Origin of the sequence: Microbacterium sp. NPDC056569, from assembly GCF_042793475.1 — a bacterium.
Classification (GTDB): domain Bacteria; phylum Actinomycetota; class Actinomycetes; order Actinomycetales; family Microbacteriaceae; genus Microbacterium.
The window spans coordinates 61410-81671 of sequence record NZ_JBHTUV010000005.1 but is presented as its reverse complement, the minus strand read 5'-3'; the positions used below and the strand labels follow the sequence as shown (position 1 = coordinate 81671).

General features: G+C 70.6%; 23 protein-coding genes and 2 tRNA genes. 10 read left to right on the top strand and 15 right to left on the bottom strand.

Annotation, left to right across the window (positions count from 1 at the left end; translation table 11 throughout):
- Positions 1-7: 7 nt before the first annotated feature.
- Positions 8-685 (bottom strand): hypothetical protein, encoded by a 678-nt coding sequence (locus tag ACFQ7C_RS07785; protein WP_378898936.1) that lies wholly within the window; start codon positions 683-685, stop codon positions 8-10.
- A gap of 112 nt (positions 686-797) precedes the next feature.
- On the opposite strand from ACFQ7C_RS07785, the gene ACFQ7C_RS07780 reads away from it, so the two are divergent.
- A complete protein-coding gene (locus ACFQ7C_RS07780) occupies positions 798-1658 on the top strand; it encodes an acyl-CoA thioesterase (RefSeq protein WP_378899127.1) in 861 nt (286 codons plus the stop codon).
- A 20-nt stretch (positions 1659-1678) separates the two neighbouring features.
- On the opposite strand, the gene ACFQ7C_RS07775 is transcribed toward ACFQ7C_RS07780, so the two are convergent.
- The 4 genes from ACFQ7C_RS07775 to ssb all read right to left on the bottom strand — a co-directional run bounded on the left by ACFQ7C_RS07775 (position 1679) and on the right by ssb (position 5106).
- On the bottom strand, positions 1679-2200 hold the full coding sequence (locus ACFQ7C_RS07775) for an acyl-CoA thioesterase (RefSeq protein ID WP_378898935.1): 522 nt from the start codon (positions 2198-2200) through the stop codon (positions 1679-1681).
- Positions 2193-3872 (bottom strand): energy-dependent translational throttle protein EttA, encoded by a 1680-nt coding sequence (gene ettA, locus ACFQ7C_RS07770; protein ID WP_378898934.1) that lies wholly within the window; start codon positions 3870-3872, stop codon positions 2193-2195. Before ettA ends, ACFQ7C_RS07775 begins: the two co-directional genes overlap by 8 nt.
- A 112-nt stretch (positions 3873-3984) precedes the next feature.
- A complete protein-coding gene (locus ACFQ7C_RS07765) occupies positions 3985-4518 on the bottom strand; it encodes a DUF6993 domain-containing protein (protein ID WP_378898933.1) in 534 nt (177 codons plus the stop codon).
- 42 nt (positions 4519-4560) lie between these two features.
- On the bottom strand, positions 4561-5106 hold the full coding sequence (ssb, locus tag ACFQ7C_RS07760; protein WP_378898932.1) for a single-stranded DNA-binding protein: 546 nt from the start codon (positions 5104-5106) through the stop codon (positions 4561-4563).
- Positions 5107-5333: 227 nt separating this feature from the next.
- On the opposite strand from ssb, the gene ACFQ7C_RS07755 reads away from it, so the two are divergent.
- On the top strand, positions 5334-5597 hold the full coding sequence (locus tag ACFQ7C_RS07755; protein WP_378898931.1) for a hypothetical protein: 264 nt from the start codon (positions 5334-5336) through the stop codon (positions 5595-5597).
- A gap of 28 nt (positions 5598-5625) precedes the next feature.
- Here the strand turns inward: ACFQ7C_RS07755 and ACFQ7C_RS07750 are convergent, their stop codons facing one another.
- Positions 5626-7050 (bottom strand): PLP-dependent aminotransferase family protein, encoded by a 1425-nt coding sequence (locus ACFQ7C_RS07750; protein WP_378898930.1) that lies wholly within the window; start codon positions 7048-7050, stop codon positions 5626-5628.
- A gap of 61 nt (positions 7051-7111) precedes the next feature.
- Between ACFQ7C_RS07750 and ACFQ7C_RS07745 the strand changes: the two genes are divergently transcribed.
- On the top strand, positions 7112-7720 hold the full coding sequence (locus ACFQ7C_RS07745; protein WP_378898929.1) for a YitT family protein: 609 nt from the start codon (positions 7112-7114) through the stop codon (positions 7718-7720).
- A gap of 46 nt (positions 7721-7766) precedes the next feature.
- Here ACFQ7C_RS07745 and ACFQ7C_RS07740 read toward each other — a convergent pair whose 3' ends face one another.
- The gene (locus ACFQ7C_RS07740; protein WP_378898928.1) at positions 7767-7979 is read right to left on the bottom strand and encodes a methyltransferase; all 213 of its coding nucleotides are present in this window, start codon (positions 7977-7979) and stop codon (positions 7767-7769) included.
- A gap of 105 nt (positions 7980-8084) precedes the next feature.
- On the opposite strand from ACFQ7C_RS07740, the gene ACFQ7C_RS07735 reads away from it, so the two are divergent.
- From ACFQ7C_RS07735 to ACFQ7C_RS07710, 6 genes are all read left to right on the top strand, one after another.
- Positions 8085-8157: transfer RNA gene (locus ACFQ7C_RS07735), tRNA-Arg, on the top strand.
- Between the two features lie 77 nt (positions 8158-8234).
- Positions 8235-8861 (top strand): oligoribonuclease, encoded by a 627-nt coding sequence (gene orn / locus ACFQ7C_RS07730; RefSeq protein ID WP_378898927.1) that lies wholly within the window; start codon positions 8235-8237, stop codon positions 8859-8861.
- 37 nt (positions 8862-8898) lie between these two features.
- Positions 8899-8974: transfer RNA gene (locus ACFQ7C_RS07725), tRNA-His, on the top strand.
- A gap of 58 nt (positions 8975-9032) precedes the next feature.
- Positions 9033-9380, top strand: coding sequence for a metallopeptidase family protein (locus ACFQ7C_RS07720; RefSeq protein WP_378899125.1), 348 nt, complete (start codon positions 9033-9035; stop codon positions 9378-9380).
- Positions 9380-9676, top strand: coding sequence for an ATP-dependent Clp protease adapter ClpS (gene clpS / locus ACFQ7C_RS07715; protein WP_378898926.1), 297 nt, complete (start codon positions 9380-9382; stop codon positions 9674-9676). The genes ACFQ7C_RS07720 and clpS overlap by 1 nt, the downstream gene beginning before the upstream one ends.
- On the top strand, positions 9676-10170 hold the full coding sequence (locus tag ACFQ7C_RS07710; protein ID WP_378898925.1) for a DUF2017 family protein: 495 nt from the start codon (positions 9676-9678) through the stop codon (positions 10168-10170). Before clpS ends, ACFQ7C_RS07710 begins: the two co-directional genes overlap by 1 nt.
- A gap of 7 nt (positions 10171-10177) precedes the next feature.
- On the opposite strand, the gene ACFQ7C_RS07705 is transcribed toward ACFQ7C_RS07710, so the two are convergent.
- The 6 genes from ACFQ7C_RS07705 to gatC form a co-directional block, all read right to left on the bottom strand.
- The gene (locus tag ACFQ7C_RS07705) at positions 10178-10771 is read right to left on the bottom strand and encodes a sigma 54-interacting transcriptional regulator (RefSeq protein ID WP_378898924.1); all 594 of its coding nucleotides are present in this window, start codon (positions 10769-10771) and stop codon (positions 10178-10180) included.
- On the bottom strand, positions 10746-11066 hold the full coding sequence (locus ACFQ7C_RS07700; protein ID WP_378898923.1) for a hypothetical protein: 321 nt from the start codon (positions 11064-11066) through the stop codon (positions 10746-10748). Before ACFQ7C_RS07700 ends, ACFQ7C_RS07705 begins: the two co-directional genes overlap by 26 nt.
- A 79-nt stretch (positions 11067-11145) precedes the next feature.
- Positions 11146-12408: a DNA polymerase IV gene (dinB, locus tag ACFQ7C_RS07695; RefSeq protein WP_378898922.1), complete on the bottom strand. Its 1263-nt coding sequence runs from the start codon at positions 12406-12408 to the stop codon at positions 11146-11148.
- Positions 12409-12509: 101 nt separating this feature from the next.
- Positions 12510-14033 (bottom strand): Asp-tRNA(Asn)/Glu-tRNA(Gln) amidotransferase subunit GatB, encoded by a 1524-nt coding sequence (gene gatB, locus ACFQ7C_RS07690; RefSeq protein ID WP_378898921.1) that lies wholly within the window; start codon positions 14031-14033, stop codon positions 12510-12512.
- Positions 14033-15553: an Asp-tRNA(Asn)/Glu-tRNA(Gln) amidotransferase subunit GatA gene (gene gatA / locus ACFQ7C_RS07685; RefSeq protein WP_378898920.1), complete on the bottom strand. Its 1521-nt coding sequence runs from the start codon at positions 15551-15553 to the stop codon at positions 14033-14035. Before gatA ends, gatB begins: the two co-directional genes overlap by 1 nt.
- Before the next feature lie 11 nt (positions 15554-15564).
- Positions 15565-15864, bottom strand: coding sequence for an Asp-tRNA(Asn)/Glu-tRNA(Gln) amidotransferase subunit GatC (gene gatC / locus ACFQ7C_RS07680; RefSeq protein ID WP_116196676.1), 300 nt, complete (start codon positions 15862-15864; stop codon positions 15565-15567).
- Positions 15865-15998: 134 nt separating this feature from the next.
- On the opposite strand from gatC, the gene ACFQ7C_RS07675 reads away from it, so the two are divergent.
- On the top strand, positions 15999-17699 hold the full coding sequence (locus ACFQ7C_RS07675) for a long-chain-fatty-acid--CoA ligase (protein ID WP_378898919.1): 1701 nt from the start codon (positions 15999-16001) through the stop codon (positions 17697-17699).
- 5 nt (positions 17700-17704) lie between these two features.
- Here ACFQ7C_RS07675 and ACFQ7C_RS07670 read toward each other — a convergent pair whose 3' ends face one another.
- Together ACFQ7C_RS07670 and ligA are read right to left on the bottom strand one after the other, a co-directional pair.
- Entirely contained in the window at positions 17705-18013 is a 309-nt protein-coding gene (locus tag ACFQ7C_RS07670; protein ID WP_378898918.1) for a YciI family protein, read from the bottom strand.
- A 53-nt stretch (positions 18014-18066) separates the two neighbouring features.
- The gene (gene ligA, locus ACFQ7C_RS07665; RefSeq protein WP_378899123.1) at positions 18067-20253 is read right to left on the bottom strand and encodes an NAD-dependent DNA ligase LigA; all 2187 of its coding nucleotides are present in this window, start codon (positions 20251-20253) and stop codon (positions 18067-18069) included.
- Between the last annotated feature and the right edge of the window lie 9 nt (positions 20254-20262).

The window sequence follows — 20262 nt, the reverse complement described above, 5'->3', positions numbered from 1 at the left end:
ACCTGCGTCAGCTCGCCGAAGACCCCGTCCGCCGCACCGGAGTGAGGCCGGTCGCCACCGGCCCGCGCACCAGCACGTGGCCGCGGCTGAGACTCACACGCGTCCACGGACCGCTCGCGAAGACCCGGGCGGTCTCGCTTCCGCTGATGAACCCGAGGCTCAGGGCCGCGAACGCGACGCCGAGCGGGAGGCCGCCCAGCTCCTCGTCCGGCACCCCCCACACCGCGGCGCGGACGGTGCGCACCACGTCCTCGCCGGCATCCGTCGGCACCGTGTCGGCGACGCGCGCGATCCCGCCCTGCGCCTTCGCTGCGAGCGTCGAAGCCTCGATCCCGGGCCGGGCGTCCCAGCCGCTGCGCGGCGGAGTGATTCCGGCCCATGCAGGTGAGAGGGCGGTCTCGGGGAGCGTGAGCGCTCGCGGATCGTCGACGGCGGCGGAGAGTGCGGATGCCTCCACCACGAGGTCGCAGACCAGCTCGGGGTCTGCCCCGAGCGAGCGCAGCGCGAGGACCGTGGGCGTCGGATCGCCGAAGCCGCGCGGCGCGAGCGGCGCGGCTGTCATCGCCAGGACCCCGGCTGCCGCCTGCAGCCGGACGCCTTCGACGGTGAAGCGCGCTGCCCGACCCGCGAAGGTGAGGGCGTCGGCGGCGGACTCGGGATCGGCGAGCAACAGGCGCGGTGACATCGCCCTCTAAGCTACCAAGCGGACCTACGGGCGGCCGCCGCCCCGGAGAGGAGCACCCGTGGATGTCGAGCCGAACGCCGAGACGGCGCCGGAGAAGGATCCGGTCGCGTCGATGCTGTCGGTCATCGATCTGAGCGCGTCCGACGCGCGCACCACGGAGGACATCTTCACCGGCGCATCGCAGTCGATGCCGCTGGGCCGCGTCTACGGCGGTCAGGTGCTCGCGCAGTCGATCGTCGCCGCATCGCGGACGATCCCCGAGGAGCGGATCGTGCACTCCATGCACGGGTACTTCCTGCGGCCGGGCGATTCGACGAAGGGCATCACCTTCTCGGTCGACCGCATCCACGATGGTCGATCGTTCTCCACGCGGCGGACGCAGGCATTCCAGGAGGGCGTGCCGATCTTCTCGATGATCGCGTCGTTCCAGGACGAGGACCCCGGACTCGATCACCAGGAACCCATGCCGGAGGGCGTGCCCGCGCCGGAGGATCTGCCCGACATCGAAGCACACCTCGGCGGCCTGCACCCGATGTCGAAGCGCCTCTTCACCGACCGGCCGGTCGATCTGCGGCACATCCCCGCCCCGATCTACGTCGCGGCCGACGCGCAGAAGGCGCCACGTCAGGCGGTCTGGATGCGCATTCGCCGACCGATCCCCGACGACCCCGCGATCCACCGCGCCGCGCTCGCGTACCTCAGCGACCTGACGATCCAGGAGTCGATCCTCCGCGCGCACGGCGTCTCGTGGGCGACGCCGGGACTGAAGGTCGCGAGCCTCGACCACGCGATGTGGTGGCACCGCTTCGGACGCGTCGACGAATGGATGCTGTACGTCCAGGAGTCGCCGAGCGCCCGCGGCGGCCGCGGCCTCGCGTCAGGCCGGATCTATGCCGCGGACGGCACGCTGATGGCCAACGTCGCACAGGAGATCATGATCCGCGTCCCGTCCGCCGGAAGCGACGCCGGCTGAGCGGGAGACCGCGAGGCTGGTCAGTGCCGGTGGGCGTAGCGGATCGGCTCGCCGACGTAGGGCCCCCACGCCGCGCGCTCCTCGCTCGTGAGTCGGAGGGGGCGCCCGGTCTCAGCATCCACCTTCACGATCACCGTGGTGGCTCGTGCGTACAGCGTGCGCCCCGCGTCACCCGACTCGATCGGGCTGTAGACCTCGTAGCAGACCTCGATGCTCGAGCCGCCGAGCTTGCCGAACCACATCTGCACGTCCAGCGGGTGCCGCTGATACGGCACAGGGGCCAGGTACTCGATCTCCTGCCGCGCGATGAGTGTCAGCATGCCGCTGAAGATGCTCGAATCGAGCACCGCCGTTGCCGGCGCGTCCTCGCCGGGCTCCGGAAGCCAGAACGCTCGCACGCGCGCCTCTTCGAGGAGCTTCAGCATCGACGTGTTGTTGACATGGTTGAACGCGTCGAGATCACCCCACCGCAGGTGGATGGGGATGTGCAGGCGGCGGTCGCTTCCGGTGGCTGCGACCGCCGCGTCGCCGTTGTCAGTCACGCGTGAGCTTGCGGTAGGCGGTACGGTGCGGCCGCGCCGCTTCGGCGCCGAGTCGCTCGATCTTGTTCGCCTCGTATGCCTCGAAGTTGCCCTCGAACCAGTACCACTGGTCGGGGTCCTCGTCGGTGCCCTCGTAGGCGAGGATGTGGGTCGCGATGCGGTCCAGGAACCAGCGGTCGTGCGTGATGACCACAGCGCAGCCGGGGAACTCGAGAAGCGCGTTCTCGAGCGACTGCAGCGTCTCCACGTCGAGGTCGTTGGTCGGCTCGTCGAGCAACAGCAGGTTGCCGCCCTCCTTGAGCGTGAGCGCGAGGTTGAGACGGTTGCGCTCACCACCGGAGAGCACGCCGGCCTTCTTCTGCTGGTCCGGACCCTTGAAGCCGAACTTCGACACGTAGGCGCGCGACGGGATCTCGGTCTTGCCGACCGTGATGATGTCGAGGCCGTCCGAGACCACCTCCCAGAGGGTCTTCTGCGGGTCGATGTTCGCGCGCGACTGGTCGACGTAGCTGATCTTGACCGTCTCGCCGACCTTGAGGTCTCCGCCGTCGAGCGGCTCGAGGCCGACGATGGTCTTGAAGAGCGTGGTCTTGCCCACACCGTTCGGGCCGATGACGCCGACGATGCCGTTGGGCGGAAGCGTGAAGCTCAGCCCGTCGATCAGCGAGCGGCCGTCGAAGCCCTTCTGCAGCTTCTTCGCCTCGATCACGACGTTGCCGAGCCGCGGCCCCGGCGGGATGGTGATCTCCTCGAAATCGAGCTTGCGGGTACGGTCCGCCTCAGCCGCCATCTCCTCGTAGCGCGCGAGACGTGCCTTCGACTTCGCCTGGCGTCCCTTCTGGTTCGAGCGGACCCAGTCCAGCTCCTCGGCCAGGCGCTTGGCGAGCTTGGCGTCCTTCTTGCCCTGGATGGCCAGACGCTCCGCCTTCTTCTCGAGGTACGTCGAGTAGTTGCCCTCATAGCCGATGAGGCGCCCGCGGTCGACCTCGGCGATCCACTCGGCCACGTTGTCGAGGAAGTACCGGTCGTGGGTGATCGCGATCACGGCGCCGGGGTACTTCTGCAGGTGCTGCTCGAGCCAGAGCACGCTCTCGGCGTCGAGGTGGTTCGTAGGCTCGTCGAGCAGCAGCAGGTCGGGCTTCTGCAGCAGGAGCTTGGTGAGGGCGACCCGACGTTTCTCCCCGCCCGACAGCGGCCCGATCTGGGCGTCGCCCGGAGGGGTGCGCAGGGCGTCCATGGCCTGATCGAGCTGGGAGTCGAGGTCCCACGCATCGGCGGCGTCGATCTCCTCCTGCAGGACACCCATCTCCGCGAGCAGCGCGTCGAAGTCGGCGTCGGGGTCGGCCATCAGGCCGGAGATCTCGTTGAACCGGTCGACCTTCGCCTTGATGGCGATGCCGTCCTGGATGTTCTCGAGCACCGTCTTGGTCTCGTCGAGCTCGGGCTCCTGCATGAGGATGCCGACCGTGAAGCCGGGGCTCAGCTTCGCCTCGCCGTTCGACGGCGTGTCGAGGCCCGCCATGATCTTCAGGATCGTCGACTTTCCGGCGCCGTTCGGGCCGACCATGCCGATCTTCGCGCCCGGGAGGAACGCCATCGTGACGTCATCGAGGATCAGCTTGTCGCCGACGGCCTTACGGGCGCGGACCATCGAGTAGATGTACTCAGCCATGCGGGTTTCTGCTCTCCTTGGACTTCAGACGTCAGCGTCCCAGCCTACCCGGCGACATGACGCACGGCGTGAGCGCGGCCTTCTTCGCACTCGTCGGCGTAGCGAAAAGGCCTCACCAGTCGATGGGACGGGTCTGCCCGACGAGGCAGGTCCCCTCGGCGAGCACGGGAACGACGACGGCGACCGGATCGCCCGTCGCCGGGCCGACCTGGCCGATGAGGCACTCGTCGCCCCATCGCACCGAGAATTGGATGCTCTCCGCAGGATTGCCCACGGTTGACACGTCCTGGGTCACCTGCATCGCCGACTTGTCGAACCCTGCCGCCGTGAGCGCGTCGACGTACGCGCGGCCGGACACACGGGAGTCCGTCGCCCACACCCCGGCGGTGACCGCGGCGAACAGCGGCAGATTGTCCTCCGCCGTTCCGTCGGGGACGAGCGTGGGCGTGGGCTCAGCCGTCGACGTGGCCGTCGGGGTCGGGGCGGTGTCGCTCGCGGACGTCGTCGGCGCGGACGTGGGCGTCGGATCGGGCGGGGTGGGGCCGCACCCGGTCAGCACGCCGGCGAGCGCGACAGCGACGATCGCCCACGGGGCGCGGCGCGAACGAATATCGAAGCGAGCGCGGGGCGGGAGGTCTCGGGCCACGGGGAGAGTTTAGGGCCGCCTGCCCCGCGCTCGCTGAACGCGTCAGAAGGGCGCCTGGTCGTCGTCGGCGGACGGCGCCGCGCCCGGCCCGACGGCGACGAGCACCGGCTGCGCGGAGTTCTCGGCCTCTCCTGCCGCCTGCACTCCGTCGACGCCCGGTGCGGCCCATGCGTCGCCGGTGGCCGTCGTCGGCCAGTTCTCCGGCGTGTCGCTCGCCGCGCCGCGGGAGTCCTTCACGAACGTCGTGGTCCCCCACAGCAGGTCGTGCCCGATCGCCTCGGCATCGATCTCGATCGCGGTGCCGCGGCGCGTGCCGTTGTCCCACTCGCGCAGCCGCAGGCGGCCGGTGAGGATCACCCGATCACCCTTCTGCAGCGACCGATACGTGTGCTCCGCCAGCGAGCGGAACACCGAGACCGTGTACCAGTTCGTGCCGGCGTCGGTCCAGGCACCGGCATCGCGGTCGTACCGTCGCTGCCCGCTCGCCACCCGGAAGGTGACGATCGCCACGCCCGCGGGCGTGTGCTTCAGCTCGGGCGGTGTCGCCACGTTGCCGGTGATGGTGATCGTGTCGCCTCTGTCGCTCATCTCTCGTCCTCTCTCTTCTCCCGAGGACCTTCCCCGGTGCTGCCGGCGCCCCGTGCCCGAGGACGCCGGCAGTGGATCCAGCCTGTCCGGGCCGCAACAGGCTGCGGGCGAGCGGGAGGCATCTGGGGAGAACCGGGCCACTCTTCCATCTGGGGAGGAAACGCCGACTCCCGCCGAACGCAGGCATGTCGGAACCCGTAGCTATGTTCGACGCTGAAGGAGGAACCATGTCAGCAGTCATCGAAACCCGCACATCGCGCGCCCCGCTTCTCGCCGCGGAGTCGCCCTTGCGCCTCGTTCACGCCGCTCCGTCCCTCTGGCGCGTTCTGGAGCCCGGCGGGCGCGTGATCGGCCATCTGCAGGAGGTCGCCCAGGCGGGCGGCATCCGTTTCCGCGCCCGTCGCTACAGCGCCGCCTCGCACGCGTTCCGCGATCTGGGCGATTTCTGGAGCGCCGACGACGCGGTCGAGTGCCTGACGTTCGCCCGCTGAACCCGCGCGACGCGCGGGCGGGTGTCGTTCAGATGACCGCGCCGACCTGCTCGACCATCGTCGATGGCGCTCCCGCTCGCACCGACGCCCAGGCATCGGCGAGCACGTCCGCGGCGCGCACCATCTCTTCGGGCGGTGCGGTGAACGGCACGCGGAGGTGTCGCTCGTGCCCTCCCTCGACCGAGAAGCGAGGTCCGGCGCTGAGCAGCACGCCGCGTGCTCGCGCCTCCATCACGAGCGCCGAGCTGAGCGGCGCACCGAGCTCGATCCACAGCGAGACACCGCCGTGCACATCCGGAACGTCCCACGACGGCAGCCGTTCGCGCAGCGCTCCCACGAGCGCGTCGCGACCTGATCGCAGCAATTCCGAGCGCTGCGCGACGACCTCGTCGAACTGCGGGAGCAGGCGCGTGGCGATGGCCTGCTCGAACTCGGGTGTGCCGAGGTCGTGGGCGGGCCGCGCGGCGACGAGACGCCGGATCAGGTCGCCGTCGGCGCGCACCCATCCCAGTCGAAGTCCACCCCACACCGTCTTGCCCAGTGAGCCGATCCGCACGACGGTCCCGGGCTCGGAGGTCAGGAAGCCGGCCTCGAGCGGGTCGCGGTCGATGTCGAGATCCGCTGTCGTCTCATCGAGGACGAGCACCGACCCCGACCGCTCCCCCGCTGCGAGCAGAGACCGGCGTTCCTCGGCGCTCATGCTCCGCCCCGTGGGGTTCTGGAAGTCGGGCATCAGATAGGCCATCACCGGAAGCGTGCGGGCGAAGGCCTGCTCGGCGCGATCGAGGTCCCAACCGTCCTCGGTCGTCACGGGCACGCCGACGAGACGCGCACCGGCCCGGCGAAGCGCGTCGGCTGCGTGCGGGTACGTCGGCGTCTCGACGAGTACACGGTCTCCGCGTCCGATGAGGACCGTCGACACGAGGTGGATCGCGCTCTGCGCGCCCGTCGTGACGAGGACCTCGTCGGGGTGAGTCGGAACGCCGCGCGCCGTGTAGCGCTGCGCGATCTCCTCTCGTAGTTCTCCGCGTCCGAGAACGTCGTAGCCGACCCGCGAGACGAGCGCCGATGCGCCGGCGGCGGTCTCGGCCATGATCCCCGCCAGCCCCGGCCACGCGGGCGGACTGGCCTGCTGGAGGTCGATCATCCCGTCGGCGGCGTCGGCACGCCCCGGCTCCCGGCGCCCGAGCGGCAGCGTGACGCTCCCCGATCCACGCAGACTGGCGATGTGGGCCGTCTCGCGCAGGCTGCGGTACGCCGCGGCGACGGTGCTGCGGCTCACGTGAAGTGCCGTCGCCAGCTCTCGCTCGGCCGGCAGAGCGGTGCGGGGTGCGAGCCGGTTGTCCAGACAGAGCAGGCGGATGCCGTCGGCCAGCGCCTCGTACGCGGGCTCGCGGGTGCGCCAGCCGCCGAGGGCCGCGGCCAGCGCGCGCGCCGAGACACGGGAATCCATGAGGCCAGCCTACGCGTATTGGACTGGTTACTACGATCCAATTCTGCGATTGGATGGACCCATGCCGCGTCGAATCGTCCAGATGCTCGTCGGTCTCTTCCTGTACGGAGCGGGTTGCGCCCTCACCGTCGAAGCCGGCCTGGGCGTCGACCCCTGGACGGTGTTCGCGCAGGGCCTCTCGGTGCACACGGGCATCGGCATCGGCTGGATCACGAACATCGTGGGGTTCCTCGTGCTGCTGCTGTGGATCCCGCTTCGGCAGAAGCCGGGCATAGGCACGATCGCGAACATCCTCCTCGTCGGCACGAGCATGCAGGTCGTCCTCGGGTTCGTCCCGCCCGTGACCGGATTCGCGGCCCAGCTCGCAACGCTGCTGGGCGGCATCGTCCTCGTCGCGGTGGCGTCGGGGCTGTACATCGGCGCGCACTTCGGCCCCGGCCCCCGCGACGGGCTCATGACGGGCATGAACGCACGCCTCGGCTGGCCCATCTGGCTGTGCCGCGTGCTGGTCGAGGTCTCGGTGCTGCTCGTGGGCTGGCTGCTCGGCGGCACCGTCGGGATCGGCACGGTGCTCTTCGCCGTGCTGATCGGACCGCTGGTGCACGTCGCGCTGCCTCTGCTCGACACGCGCAGACCGCCGGCGCGCGGCGCCGCCGAGACATCGGCGTGACGCGCGCCGCCTGCCGGCGCACCCGGGAATCGGGGCGCCGCGCGGGTCAGTGCTCGCGGAACAGCGGCCAGTCGCTGCCCGGCGTCATGTGCGAGTGGAGCGCGCTCTTCGCGATCTCCATCGTCGGGTAGGTGCCCGTCGCTTCGCTTGCGCCGGCCATGGTGACCGTGTAGCCGTCGTCGTCCTTGCGGATGCTTCCGGCCACGCCGGATGCTCCGTAGGCGACCCAGAGAGGGTGGTGCGTCTCCGTGGTGCTCATCCTGAACTCCTTTCGATGCCTCCGGTGCTGACGCTACGCCGACAGCCTCCCCCGCGCCAGCGTCCGCGTCGGCGTGGTGCGACCGGGTAGTGTGGAAGAACCCTTCCCTCCGTAGCTCAGGGGACAGAGCGAGCGGTTTCTACCCGCCAGGTCGGGGGTTCGAATCCTCCCGGGGGGGCGAACGGGTCCGGCGTGGGAGCCGGCACCCGAGTCCAGGCCCGTGGGATGTCTGGACTTGTGACAAGGATGGAGCACATGGTGGGTGCATCCGAGAACGACCGTCTGGTGTGGATCGACTGCGAGATGACGGGTCTCGACCTCGGCGTGGACGAGCTCGTCGAGATCGCCGTCGTGATCACCGATTTCGAGCTGCGACCGCTCGACCCGGGATTCGCCGTCGTGATCAAGCCCGACGACTCGGCGCTGGCGAACATGAACGAGTTCGTCACGAACATGCACCGCACGTCCGGTCTGCTGGAGGAGATCCCGCACGGCGTGAGCCTGGCGGACGCAGAGTTCCAGGTCCTCGAGTACATCCAGCGATTCGTGCCCCTCGAGGGCAAGGCTCCACTCGCCGGGAACACCATCGGCACGGACCGCATGTTCCTCGCGAAGTACATGCCACGCGTCGACCGCTGGCTGCACTATCGCAACGTCGACGTGTCCAGCATCAAGGAGCTCTCGCGCCGCTGGTATCCGCGTGCCTACATCCACGCACCGGCGAAGGATGGCGGTCACCGCGCCCTCGCCGACATCCTCGAGTCGATCCGCGAACTCGCGTACTACCGACAGGCCGTCTTCGTCCCCGAGCCCGGGCCGACGAGCGACGGGGCGCGCGCAGCGGCTGCCGCCGTCGTGTCGTCGTTTGCTCCGGAGGTGTGAGAGAATCGTCTGGTTGCCCGCGCGAGCGGGAGACATGGTGGGTATAGCTCAGTTGGTAGAGCACCTGGTTGTGGTCCAGGGGGTCGCGGGTTCAAGTCCCGTTACTCACCCCAAATCGATCGAATGGGGCGCGTCTCACGCGCCCCATTCGCGTAGAACCGGGGCATCATGATGGAGATGGATGCTGCGACCTTCGAGACGCTCGTGATCGACGAGCTGGACGCGCTCCCCGACGACATGGTCGAGGGGCTCGACAACATCGTGTTCGTCGTCGAGGACCGCCCCGAGGACGGGAGTCTCGACCTGCTGGGCCTCTACGACGGCTGGGCGCTCACCGAGCGCGAACGGTACGGCGTCGGCGAGCTGCCCGACCGGATCATCGTCTACCGCGAGCCTCACCTCGCCGTCTGCGACGACGAGGACGAACTGCGCGACGAGGTCCACACGACGCTCGTGCACGAGATCGCGCATTTCTACGGGATCGACGACGACCGCCTGCACGAACTGGGGTGGGCCTGATGACACCCCTCGCCACACCCTCCGTCGACGAGGATGTCGACCTCTCGCAGCGCGTCGACCCGGCGAGGCCCTGGCAGACCGTCGTCTGGGACGATCCGGTCAACCTGATGAGCTACGTCACGCACGTGTTCCGCGAGTACTTCGGCCTCGCGCGCGCCGACGCGGAGCGCCTCATGCTCGCGGTGCACAACGAGGGCCACGCGGTCGTCTCGCGGGGCCCTCGCGAGCAGATGGAGATGCATGCCCAGGCGATGCACGACTACGGTCTGTGGGCCACGGTGAGACAGGAGCCCTGATGACCGCCCGGATCGTCGTACTCGAGGTCGCCCGCCTCGAAGCCGCCCACCTCGCGGGTCTCGTCGGCCAGTTCGCGGAGCTTCTCCGCGAGTCCGCACCCGATGCCGGCGACCCGGCGATCGCCCGTCTCGTTCCGGCCGCGTACGCCGACGACGAGGCCGCCGCGCGCGAGTTCCGCGCCCTCACCCAGGCCGACCTGCTCGATCGACGAGCCTCCGACGCGGCCCTGGTGCTCGCGTCCCTCCAGGATGCGGCTCAGATCCCCGACGACCCCGACGACCCCGCACTGCTCGAGCAGGTCGACATCAGGCTCGATGCCGAGACCGCCCAGGCCTGGCTGCGCACTCTCGCGGCAGTCCGGCTCGTGCTCGCGACGCGGCTGGGCGTGGACGAAGAGGACGATCACGAACACGACGATCCGCGCTTCGGCGTCTACGACTGGATCGGGTACCGGCTCGACGGCCTCGTGACGGCGCTCGACCGCGAGGACTGATCCGCGCTCACGGCACGGGGAACACGAGCGTCGCGAGGCCCATCGGGTCATCGCGGGCGACGTGACGCTGCTCCTGGCGCGCCCATCTGTCCCAGTGAGGGCGGTACGTCTCGCCGTCACGCGCCAGCGCGCGCTGCTTGCGCGACGCCGCCGGCGACTCGAGCCACACGAGCACGTCCGCGAGACGCGCCGTCGTCGGGGTGAGCACTCCCGCGCCCTCGACGATGAGCGGCAGCGACGGATCGACGGCGTGCGCCTCGGCCGGCTCGCCGACGGTCCAGTCCCACCGCTGCCACACGCCCACGAGCCCCCTGGCGTGCGGGGTCAGGATCAGCTCCCTCGCGAGTTCCACGCCGTCGTCGAGCCCGTCCCAGCCCGGATAGATCGAATCGAGCGCGACGAGCTGCACGCGCCCGCGCAGCGGCCAGCGGGCGACGAGCGCGCGTGCCAGCGAGGTCTTGCCGGCTCCGCTGCGTCCGTCGATGAGGACCACCGGATTGGATGCTGCGACCTGCGCGATCGCCGCGACGATCTGTTCGACCGCGATCCCGAGCGAGTTGCCGACCGCGTCCTGGCTACTTCTTGAGGGTGCGGATGACACGGCTGAGCGCGCGGCCGGCGAAGAAGACGAACGGGACCGCGACCGTCAGCAGGGCGATGATGTTCGGCTCGAACCGCAGATCGTCGCCACGGCGGATGTACGCGCCGACCGGGATCGCCCAGCCACCTCCGCCGCCGCCGCCGTTGCCGGCCTCGTCCGACCCTCCGCCGAAGCCGGACCACGTCAGCGCGACGGGGATGATGCGGACGCCGCCGACGTCCTGCTGCTCGCCGTATGCGCTCTTCACGCCGAAGGACGCGGACTGCTTGCCGAGTTCGAGTGCGATGTTGGGCATGCGTCCAACGTACCGGCCGCCGCGCCGCTCGCACAGCGCCGTTGACACCGGAGATCCCGGAGGAGCCGGCGCACGGAGATCACCCGTGGTCGAGTCGCGGCGCCGGAGGGCTCGAGGGAAGCGTGCCGCCGCCGCGGGTGCCGAGGAGGGTCGCGCGGGTGACCGCCCCGCGGCCGAACTTCGCGGTCGCCCCGTCGAGCGCGTCCTCGATCCGGCGCCAGCCTTCGTCGTCGTCCCACAGCGCAGGCATCGCCGCCCCGGCGGGGCGCAGCTTCTCCGCTCGGACTCCGATCAGGCGCACGGGCAGCGTGCGATCGACCGATGCGAAAAGCTCGTGCGCCGCATCGCCGATCCGCTGCCCGACGGCCGTCGGCTCCGGAAGCGTCTGCGAGCGGGAGATGGTGGTGAAGTCCGCGTAGCGCACCTTGATCGCGACGGTCGACGCCTCCCAGCCGCTGCTGCGCAGCCTCGCGCCGACACGGTCCGCCAGGCGGCGCAGCTCGGAACGCAGGATCGCCGTGTCGCCGATGTCTTCGTGGAAGGTCTCCTCGTGGCCCACGCTCTTCTCGACCCGCCCGGTGTCGACCTCGCGCGCGTCGATCCCGCGCGCGAGATGCCAGATGCGGTCGCCCATCGCGACGCCGAGTGCGCGGTCGAGCAGCTCGCGGGGCGTATCGAGCACATCGGCGATGGTACGGATGCCGCGTGCCTCGAGCGCCTCGGACGCCTTCGGTCCGACACCCCACAGCGCCCGCACCGACCTCGGGCCCAGGAACGCCGCCGTGTCCGCCTCGGCGACGATCAGCAGTCCGTCCGGCTTGCTGATCGTCGAGGCCATCTTCGCGACGTGCTTGGTCGCGGCGACACCCACGCTGCAGGTGAGGCCGGTCTCGTCGAGAACGCGGCGGCGCAGCATCCGTGCGATCTCTCCCGGACTCCCCCACAGCCGTCGCGCACCGCGCACATCGAGGAATGCCTCGTCGATCGAGAGCGGCTCGACCAGCGGGGTCACGTCCCGGAAGATGCGCATGACCTGCGACGACATCTCGAGGTACCGCTCGAAGTGCGGGAGGACCACGATCGCGTGCGGGCACAGCCGGAGCGCCTGGCCGACGGGCATCGCCGAACGCACGCCGAAACGGCGGGCCTCGTACGATGCGCTCGAGACGACGGACCGGCTCTCGGGCGCGCCGATGATGATCGCCTTCCCGCGCAGCGAGGGATCGTCGAGCTGTTCGACCGATGCGTAGAACGCGTCCATGTCGACGTGCAGGATGCCCGTGCCGGCGTCATCGGCACCATCCGGTGAGACGACCCGGCCAGTTCCGTCACCACGCCCCATGCGTCGATCCTCCCAGCAGCCGCGGACATCGTGGCGAGAGGGCGGACCCCCACCGGGATCCGCCCTCTCGCCGAGCCTGAAGGCCCATCTGCGTCGTCCGGCTACGCGCCCGTCGAGCCGGCCCGCTCGAGCACGAGCTCGCGCACGCGCGCCGCGTCCGCCTGGCCCTTCATCGCCTTCATGACCGCACCGATCACGGCGCCCGCGGCCTGCACCTTGCCGTCGCGGATCTTCTCGAGGACGTCCGGCTGAGCGGCCAGAGCCTCATCGATCGCCGCGATCAGCGCTCCGTCGTCCGAGACGACCGCAAGTCCGCGGGCGTCGACGATCTCCTGCGGCGTGCCCTCGCCGGCGATCATGCCCTCGAGGACCTGGCGGGCGAGCTTGTCGGTCAGGGTCCCTGCGTCGACGAGCGACTGGAGGGCGGCCACGTCGGCCGGGGTCGCCAGCTCCGCGGGTTCGCGGCCCTCGGCGTTCGCGATGCGGAGGAGTTCGCCGGTCCACCACTTGCGCGCCGCGGCGGGCGAGGTGCCCGCGGCGATCGTCGCCTCGACCTCGGCGAGCAGTCCCGCGTTCACCACGCCCTGGAAGTCGATGTCCGCGAAGCCCCACTCCGCCTTGAGGCGCCGGCGGCGAGCCGCGGGCGGCTCGGGGAGCGCGGCGCGCAGCTGCTCGATGAGCTCCAGCGACGGCGCCACCGGCAGCAGATCGGGCTCGGGGAAGTAGCGGTAGTCGTCGGCGTCGGACTTGGGACGACCGGGCGACGTCGTGCCGGTGTCCTCGTGCCAGTGCCGGGTCTCTTGAGTGATCGTGCCGCCGGCCGCGAGGATCGCGGCCTGGCGCTGGATCTCGTACCTCACGGCGCGCTCGACGGAGCGCATCGAGTTGACGTTCTTCGTCTCGGTGCGCGTGCCGAGCTTCTCCTGCCCGCGCGGGCGCAGCGACACGTTCGCGTCGCAGCGCAGATTGCCGCGCTCCATGCGCGCCTCGGAGATGCCGAGCGCGATCACGATGTCGCGGATCGTCGCGACATAGGCCTTCGCGATCTCGGGCGCGCGGTGCTCGGCGCCGAAGATCGGCTTCGTGACGATCTCGACGAGCGGGACGCCGGCACGGTTGTAGTCGACCAGCGAGTACTCGGCGCCCTGGATCCGACCGGTCGAGCCGCCGACGTGCGTGAGCTTGCCGGCATCCTCTTCCATGTGCGCACGCTCGATCGGCACGGTCACGATCTCGCCGTCGGCGAGCTCGATGTCGACCGACCCCTCGAAGGCGATCGGCTCGTCGTACTGCGAGATCTGGTAGTTCTTGCCGAGGTCGGGGTAGAAGTAGTTCTTCCGCGCGAAACGGCTCGACGGCGCGATCGAGCAGCCGAGGGCAAGACCCAGGCTGATCGAATAGCGCACGGCGGTCTCGTTGACCACGGGCAGCGCCCCCGGCAGGCCCATGTCGACCGGCGCGACGAGGGTGTTCGCCTCGGCGCCGTGGTTGGCCGAGTTCGCGGGGTTCGCCGCCGCCGAGAACATCTTGGTCTCGGTGTTGAGCTCGACGTGCACCTCGAACCCGAGCACCGGCTCGTACAGCTCGAGCGCCTGGTCGAAGTCCATCAGCTTGTCCTTCGCCATCAGCGGGCACCTCCGATCGCGCCGAGCGCCGGCGCCCTGTCGAGGAGCGGGCCGCCCCACGAGTCGACGAGCAAGGTCTCCAGTGCCGCGCCGACGCGGTACAGGCGCGCGTCCTCGTGGGCGGGTGCGAGGAACTGGATGCCGACCGGCAGGCCGTCTTCGGACGCCAGACCCGACGGGATCGAGATTCCCGGCACGCCGGCGAGGTTCGCGGGGATCGTCGTCACGTCGTTGAGATACATCTGCAGTGGGTCGTCGATCTTCTCGCCGAGCTTGAACGCGGTGGTGGGTGCCGACGGCGTCGCGATCACGTCGACCTGCGCGAACGCGTCGGCGAAGTCGCGCTGGATGAGCGTGCGCACCTTCTGAGCCGAGCCGTAGTAGGCGTCGTAGTAGCCCGCCGACAGCGCGTACGTGCCGAGGATGATGCGGCGCTTCACCTCGTCGCCGAAGCCGGCGTCGCGGGTCTTGGCCATGACGTCCTCGACGGTGCCGCCGGGCACGTCCACGCGCAGGCCGAAGCGGACCGAGTCGAACTTGGCCAGGTTGCTGGATGCCTCGGCCGGAAGGATCAGGTAGTACGCGGCGACGCCGTGCTCGAAGTGCGGCGCGCTGATCTCGACGATCTCGGCACCCTGGGCCTCCATCGCGGCAAGGGCGAGCCGGAACGACTCCGACACGCCGGCCTGGAAGCCGCTGTCGGGCAGCTCGCGGATCACGCCGACCTTGAGTCCCTTGAGCACCTCGCCGGTCGCACCCTCGCGGGCGGCGGCGGCGAACGACGGCCACTCGTGGGCCAGCGACGTGGAGTCGTGCGGGTCGTGCCCGCCGATCACGTCGTGGAGGAGTCCCGCGTCGAGCACCGTGCGGGTCACGGGCCCCACCTGGTCGAGGCTCGAAGCGAGGGCGATCGCGCCGTAGCGGCTCACGCCGCCGTAGGTCGGCTTGATTCCCACCGTGCCGGTGACGTGCGCGGGCTGGCGGATCGACCCGCCGGTGTCGGACCCGAGCGCCAGCGGGGCCTCGAACGCGGCGACGGCGGCGGCCGAGCCGCCCCCCGAGCCGCCGGGGATGCGCGAGAGATCCCACGGGTTGCGGGTCGGGCCGTACGCCGAGTGCTCGGTCGACGAGCCCATCGCGAACTCGTCCATGTTCGTCTTGCCGAGCGGGACGAGACCCGCGGCGCGCGAGCGCGCGACGACGGTCGCGTCGTACGGTGACATGTAACCCTCGAGGATCTTCGAGCCGCTGGTCGACGGCATGTCCGTCGTGACCAGCACGTCCTTGATCGCCAGGGGCACGCCCGCGAGAGCACCGAGGTCTTCGCCGGCCGCGCGCCGGCGGTCGATGTCGGCGGCCACGTCGAGCGCGTGCTCGCTGACGTGGAGGAAGGCGTGCACGTCGGCATCCACCGCGGCGATGCGGTCGAGGTGGGCCTGCGTGGCCTCCACGCTCGACACCTCGCCGGCGGAGAGCTTGTCTGCGAGCGCGGCGGCGCTCAGCTTCGTGAGATCGGTCACGTCGGGGTCCCTTACTGCTCTTCGCCGAGGATCGCGGTCACGCGGAACCGGCCGTCCGCCGAGTCCGGTGCGTTCTGCAGCACCTGCGCGGGTGTCAGCAGATCACCGGGAACGTCGGAGCGGAAGACGTTCTCGAGGGCGATCGGGTGGCTGGTGGCGGGGACGTCGGGCGTGGCGACCTCGGAGACCTTGGCGATGTTGTCGACGATCGCGTCGAGCTGACCCGTGAGGCGCTCGACCTCTCCGTCGCTCAGCTGGATCCGGGCGAGCACACCGAGATGGCGCACGAGATCGGGGGTGATTTCAGACACCAGCACAGTTTAGTCAAGGAGCGGGAGCCGCCCCCGCCTCCCCCTCGCCTCTTCGGGAGTGGAGCCCGCCCCGCAGGCCTCGGCCGCCGGGGCCGCGCCACCGGTCCGAGGCGCCCCCGGCGTAGGCTGTGGCCGTGACGACCTACGACCCGCCTCGCCCCTGGATCGCCAGTTACGCCGAAGGCGTCCCGGAGGACCTCGCCCCCGTGACCGGCTCCCTCGTCGACATCGTCGACGCGTCGGCACGCGATTACCCGGATGCCGCGGCCCTGCAGTTCTTCGGACGCGAGACGTCGTACCGTTCGCTGCAGGAGCAGATCGAACGCGCAGCCGCCGGCCTGCGCGATCTCGGTGTGAAGGCGGGCGACCCCGTCGCGATCGTGCTGCCGAACTGCCCGCAGCACATCGTCGCGTTCTACGCGATCCTGCGACTGGGCGCCGTCGTGATCGAGCACAACCCGCTCTACACGCCGCGGGAGCTCCGCAAGCAGTTCGAAGACCACGGCGCGAAGCACGCGATCGTGTGGACCAAGGTCGTCGCGACCGTGCAGGACTTCCCCGCCGACCTCGCGGTGACGAACGTCATCTCCGTCGACGTGATCAAGGCGATGCCGTTCGGCACCCGCCTCGCGCTCAAGCTCCCCATTGCGAAGGCGCGCGAGGCCCGCGAGGCGCTCTCCGAGCGCGTCTCCGGGACGGTGACGTGGGAGCAGGTCGTGGGGTCGACGCCGCTGCCGGCATCCCACCCGCGCCCGGGCACCGACGACCTCGCGCTGATCCAGTACACGAGCGGCACGACCGGCACGCCGAAGGGCGCATCGCTCACCCACCGCAACCTGCTCTCGAACGCGGCGCAGGCGCGCGCGTGGGTGCCGTCGATCGTGCGCGGCGACGGATGCGTCGTCTACGCCGTGCTGCCGATGTTCCACGCCTACGGGCTCACGCTGTGCCTGACCTTCGCCATGTCGATGGGGGCAAGGCTGGTGCTCTTCCCGCGGTTCGATCCCGACATGGTGCTGGACGTGACGAAGAAGCACCCCGCCACGTTCCTCCCGCTCGTCCCGCCGATCGCCGATCGCCTGCTCAAGGCGGCGCGCGAGAAGGGCGTGTCGCTCGCCGGCACCGAGGTCGCGATCTCGGGTGCCATGGCGCTCCCCCACGAGCTCGTGGTGCCCTTCGAGGCGGCCTCCGGCGGGTTCCTCGTCGAGGGGTACGGGCTCAGCGAGTGCTCGCCGGTGCTGATGGCGAACCCGGTCGCCGGCAACCGGGTCCCGGGCACCGTCGGTCTGCCTCTCCCTGGCACGGAGTGCCGCGTCGTCGATCCCGACGATCCCACGCAGGATGTGCCCGCCGGGGAGCGCGGCGAGCTGGTCGTGCGCGGGCCGCAGGTCTTCAGCGGGTACTACGGCAAGCCGGAGGAGACCGAGGCGGTGTTCACCGAGGGCTGGTTCCGCACGGGCGACATCGTCACGATCGACGACGCCGGATTCGTGCGCATCGTCGACCGCATCAAGGAGCTCATCATCACGGGGGGCTTCAACGTCGCCCCGACCGAGGTCGAGAACGCCCTCCGCCAGCATCCGCAGGTCGAGGACGCCGCGGTCGTCGGGCTTCCGAGCGAGCACTCCGGCGAGGAGGTCGTCGCCGCGATCGTCGTTGCCCCGGGCCAGGAGCCCGATGTCGAAGCGGTGCGGGAGTTCGCGCGCGGCATCCTCACGCCCTACAAGGTGCCCCGGCGCATCTACGTGGTCGACGAGCTGCCGAAGTCGCTCATCGGCAAGGTGCTGCGCCGCCAGGTGCGCGACCGCCTGCTCGCTCTCAACACCGGCGCCTGAACGACTCAGTCCTCGAGCCCGTCGCGGGCGACCGCGACCCGGTACGGGTGCAGCGAAGCGACGAACACTCCGGCCGCCACCGCCGGGTCGGCGTTCATGATGTCGCGCGCCGCCGCTTCGTCGTCGGCGTCGAAGATCGTGATGCCGAAGGTGCCCTCGGACTCCTGGGTGCGGCCAGCGAGGATCAGGGTGCCGCGGTCGCGGAGCTCGACCAGGTAGTCGAAGTGAGCCCCGACGATGCGCTGCTCGTCGGGCGTCGCGTCGACGACCATCTCGGGCCGCGAGGGGACGATGCGATAGAGCCACTGCGTCATGCGGTCATCATCCCAGCCGTCGTCGCCCGGCGCACCGATTCCCGGGGACCGAGTCAGCCCGCGTCCGGAACGAGGGCGTCGAGCGCTTCGGGCCCCTGGGTGACGAGGACGTGGAACTGCGCGGCGTCGAGGATGCGGATGCCGAGCTCCTCCGCCTTCGCGAGCTTCGAACCGGCACCGGGCCCCGCCGCGACGAAGTCGGTCTTCTTCGACACGCTCGACGCCGCTTTGCCGCCGGCCTTCAGGATGGCCTCCTGAGCGCCCTCACGGCTGTAGCCCTCGAGCGAGCCGGTCGCGACGACCGTGAGGCCATCGAGCACTCCCCCGGCACTCACCGCTGCGCCGGGGCCGGGGTGCCCGGGGGTGGCGAGCTGAGCGCCCGCCGCGGCCCACCGCGCGACGATGTCGCGGTGCCATTCCACCTCGAACCACTCCCGGAGCGAGTCGGCGATGATCCCGCCGACGCCCTCGACCGCGGCGAGGTCGTCACGGGACGCCTCGCGGATCGCCGCGACCGAGCCGAACCACTGCGCCAGCGCCCGCGCCGCGACCGGCCCGACGTGACGGATGTTGAGGGCGACCAGGAACCGCCACAGCTCCTTGGTCTTCGCACGCTCGAGCTGATCGATCAGCGTGAGCGCCTGCGCCGACGGCTGGGGCTCGGTGATGCCCGCCTTCTTCTCGGCGGGCGTCGGGTTGCGGCGGAACGGCGCGCGCCGCACCACCTCGCCGGACTTCTCGTCGATGCGGGGCTCGCCGGTCTCGGCGTCGCGCACGACGACCTCGATCGGCACGAGCTGTTCGACGGTGAGCTCGAAGAGCGTCGCCTCGGTCTCGAGCGGCGGAACCTCGGGGACGGACGGTTGCGTCAGGGCGGCCGCGGTGACCTCTCCGAGCGCCTCGATGTCGAGCGCACCGCGCGAGCCGATGTGCTCGACGCGACCGCGCACCTGCGCCGGGCACGCCCGAGTGTTCGGGCAGCGCAGGTCGATGTCGCCCTCCTTCGCCGGCGCGAGCGGGAATCCGCACTCCGGGCAGTTCACGGGCATGACGAACTCGCGCTCGGTGCCGTCGCGGAGCTCGACGACGGGGCCGAGGATCTCGGGGATCACGTCGCCGGCCTTGCGGAGCACGACGGTGTCGCCGATGAGCACGCCCTTCGCACGCACGACGTCCTGGTTGTGCAGCGTCGCCTGACGCACCACCGAGCCGGCGACGCGCGCGGGCGCCATGACGGCGAAGGGGGTCGCACGCCCGGTGCGCCCCACCGACACGACGATGTCGAGCAGCTTCGTGTTCACCTGCTCGGGCGGGTACTTGTACGCGATCGCCCACCGCGGCGCGCGGCTGGTGGCGCCGAGCTCGTCGTGCAGCGCGAGCTCGTCGACCTTGACGACCACGCCGTCGATCTCGTGCTCGACGTCGTGCCGGTGATCGCCGTAGTGCGCCACGAAGTCCAGCACGCCGGGGATGTCGTCGGCGGTGCGGAAGTAGGGGCTCGTCGGGAGGCCCCACTCGGCCAGCAACCCGTACGTCTCGCTCTGCGAGTCCACCGGGGGGCGGCTCCACGCACCGATCCCGTGCACGAAGAGGCGCAGCGAGTCGAGCCGTGCCTGACCCGCCTCCCGCTCCAGGCCGTCCTTCTTGTCGAGCTGCTGACGCAGCCCCCCGGAGGCCGCGTTGCGCGGGTTCGCGAACGACGGGAATCGCCTCTCCGCGCTCAGGCGCGCCTTCGCCTCGTCGAACGCGCGGCTGCGGGCGCGCGTCTCTTCGACGGCGCGGTCGCGCATGTCGGCCTGCAGCGCGTTGAGCGCTTCGAACGCGGCCACCGGGATGAACACCTCGCCACGGACCTCGACCAGGTCGGGGTGGCCGGTGCCGGCGAGCCGCTGCGGGATGCCCGTCACGCGGATCGCGTTGACCGTGACGTCTTCGCCCGTGCGGCCGTCGCCTCGTGTCGCAGCCGACGTCAGCACGCCCCGCTCGTACCGGAGGCTGATCGCGAGTCCGTCGATCTTGAGCTCGGTGAGCCACCGGACCTTGCGGCCGGCAGCCGTCTCGGTCTTGACGCACCAGTCCCGCAGCTCGTCGAGGCTGAAGACGTTGTCGAGGCTCAGCATCCGCTCGGCGTGCTCCACCGGAGCGAACATCGAGCTCTCGGCGGCGCCGACGGTCTGGGTCGGCGAGTCCTGGCCCTGCAGCTCGGGGTGGAGGCGCTCGAGCTCTTCCAGCCGGTGCATCCACCCGTC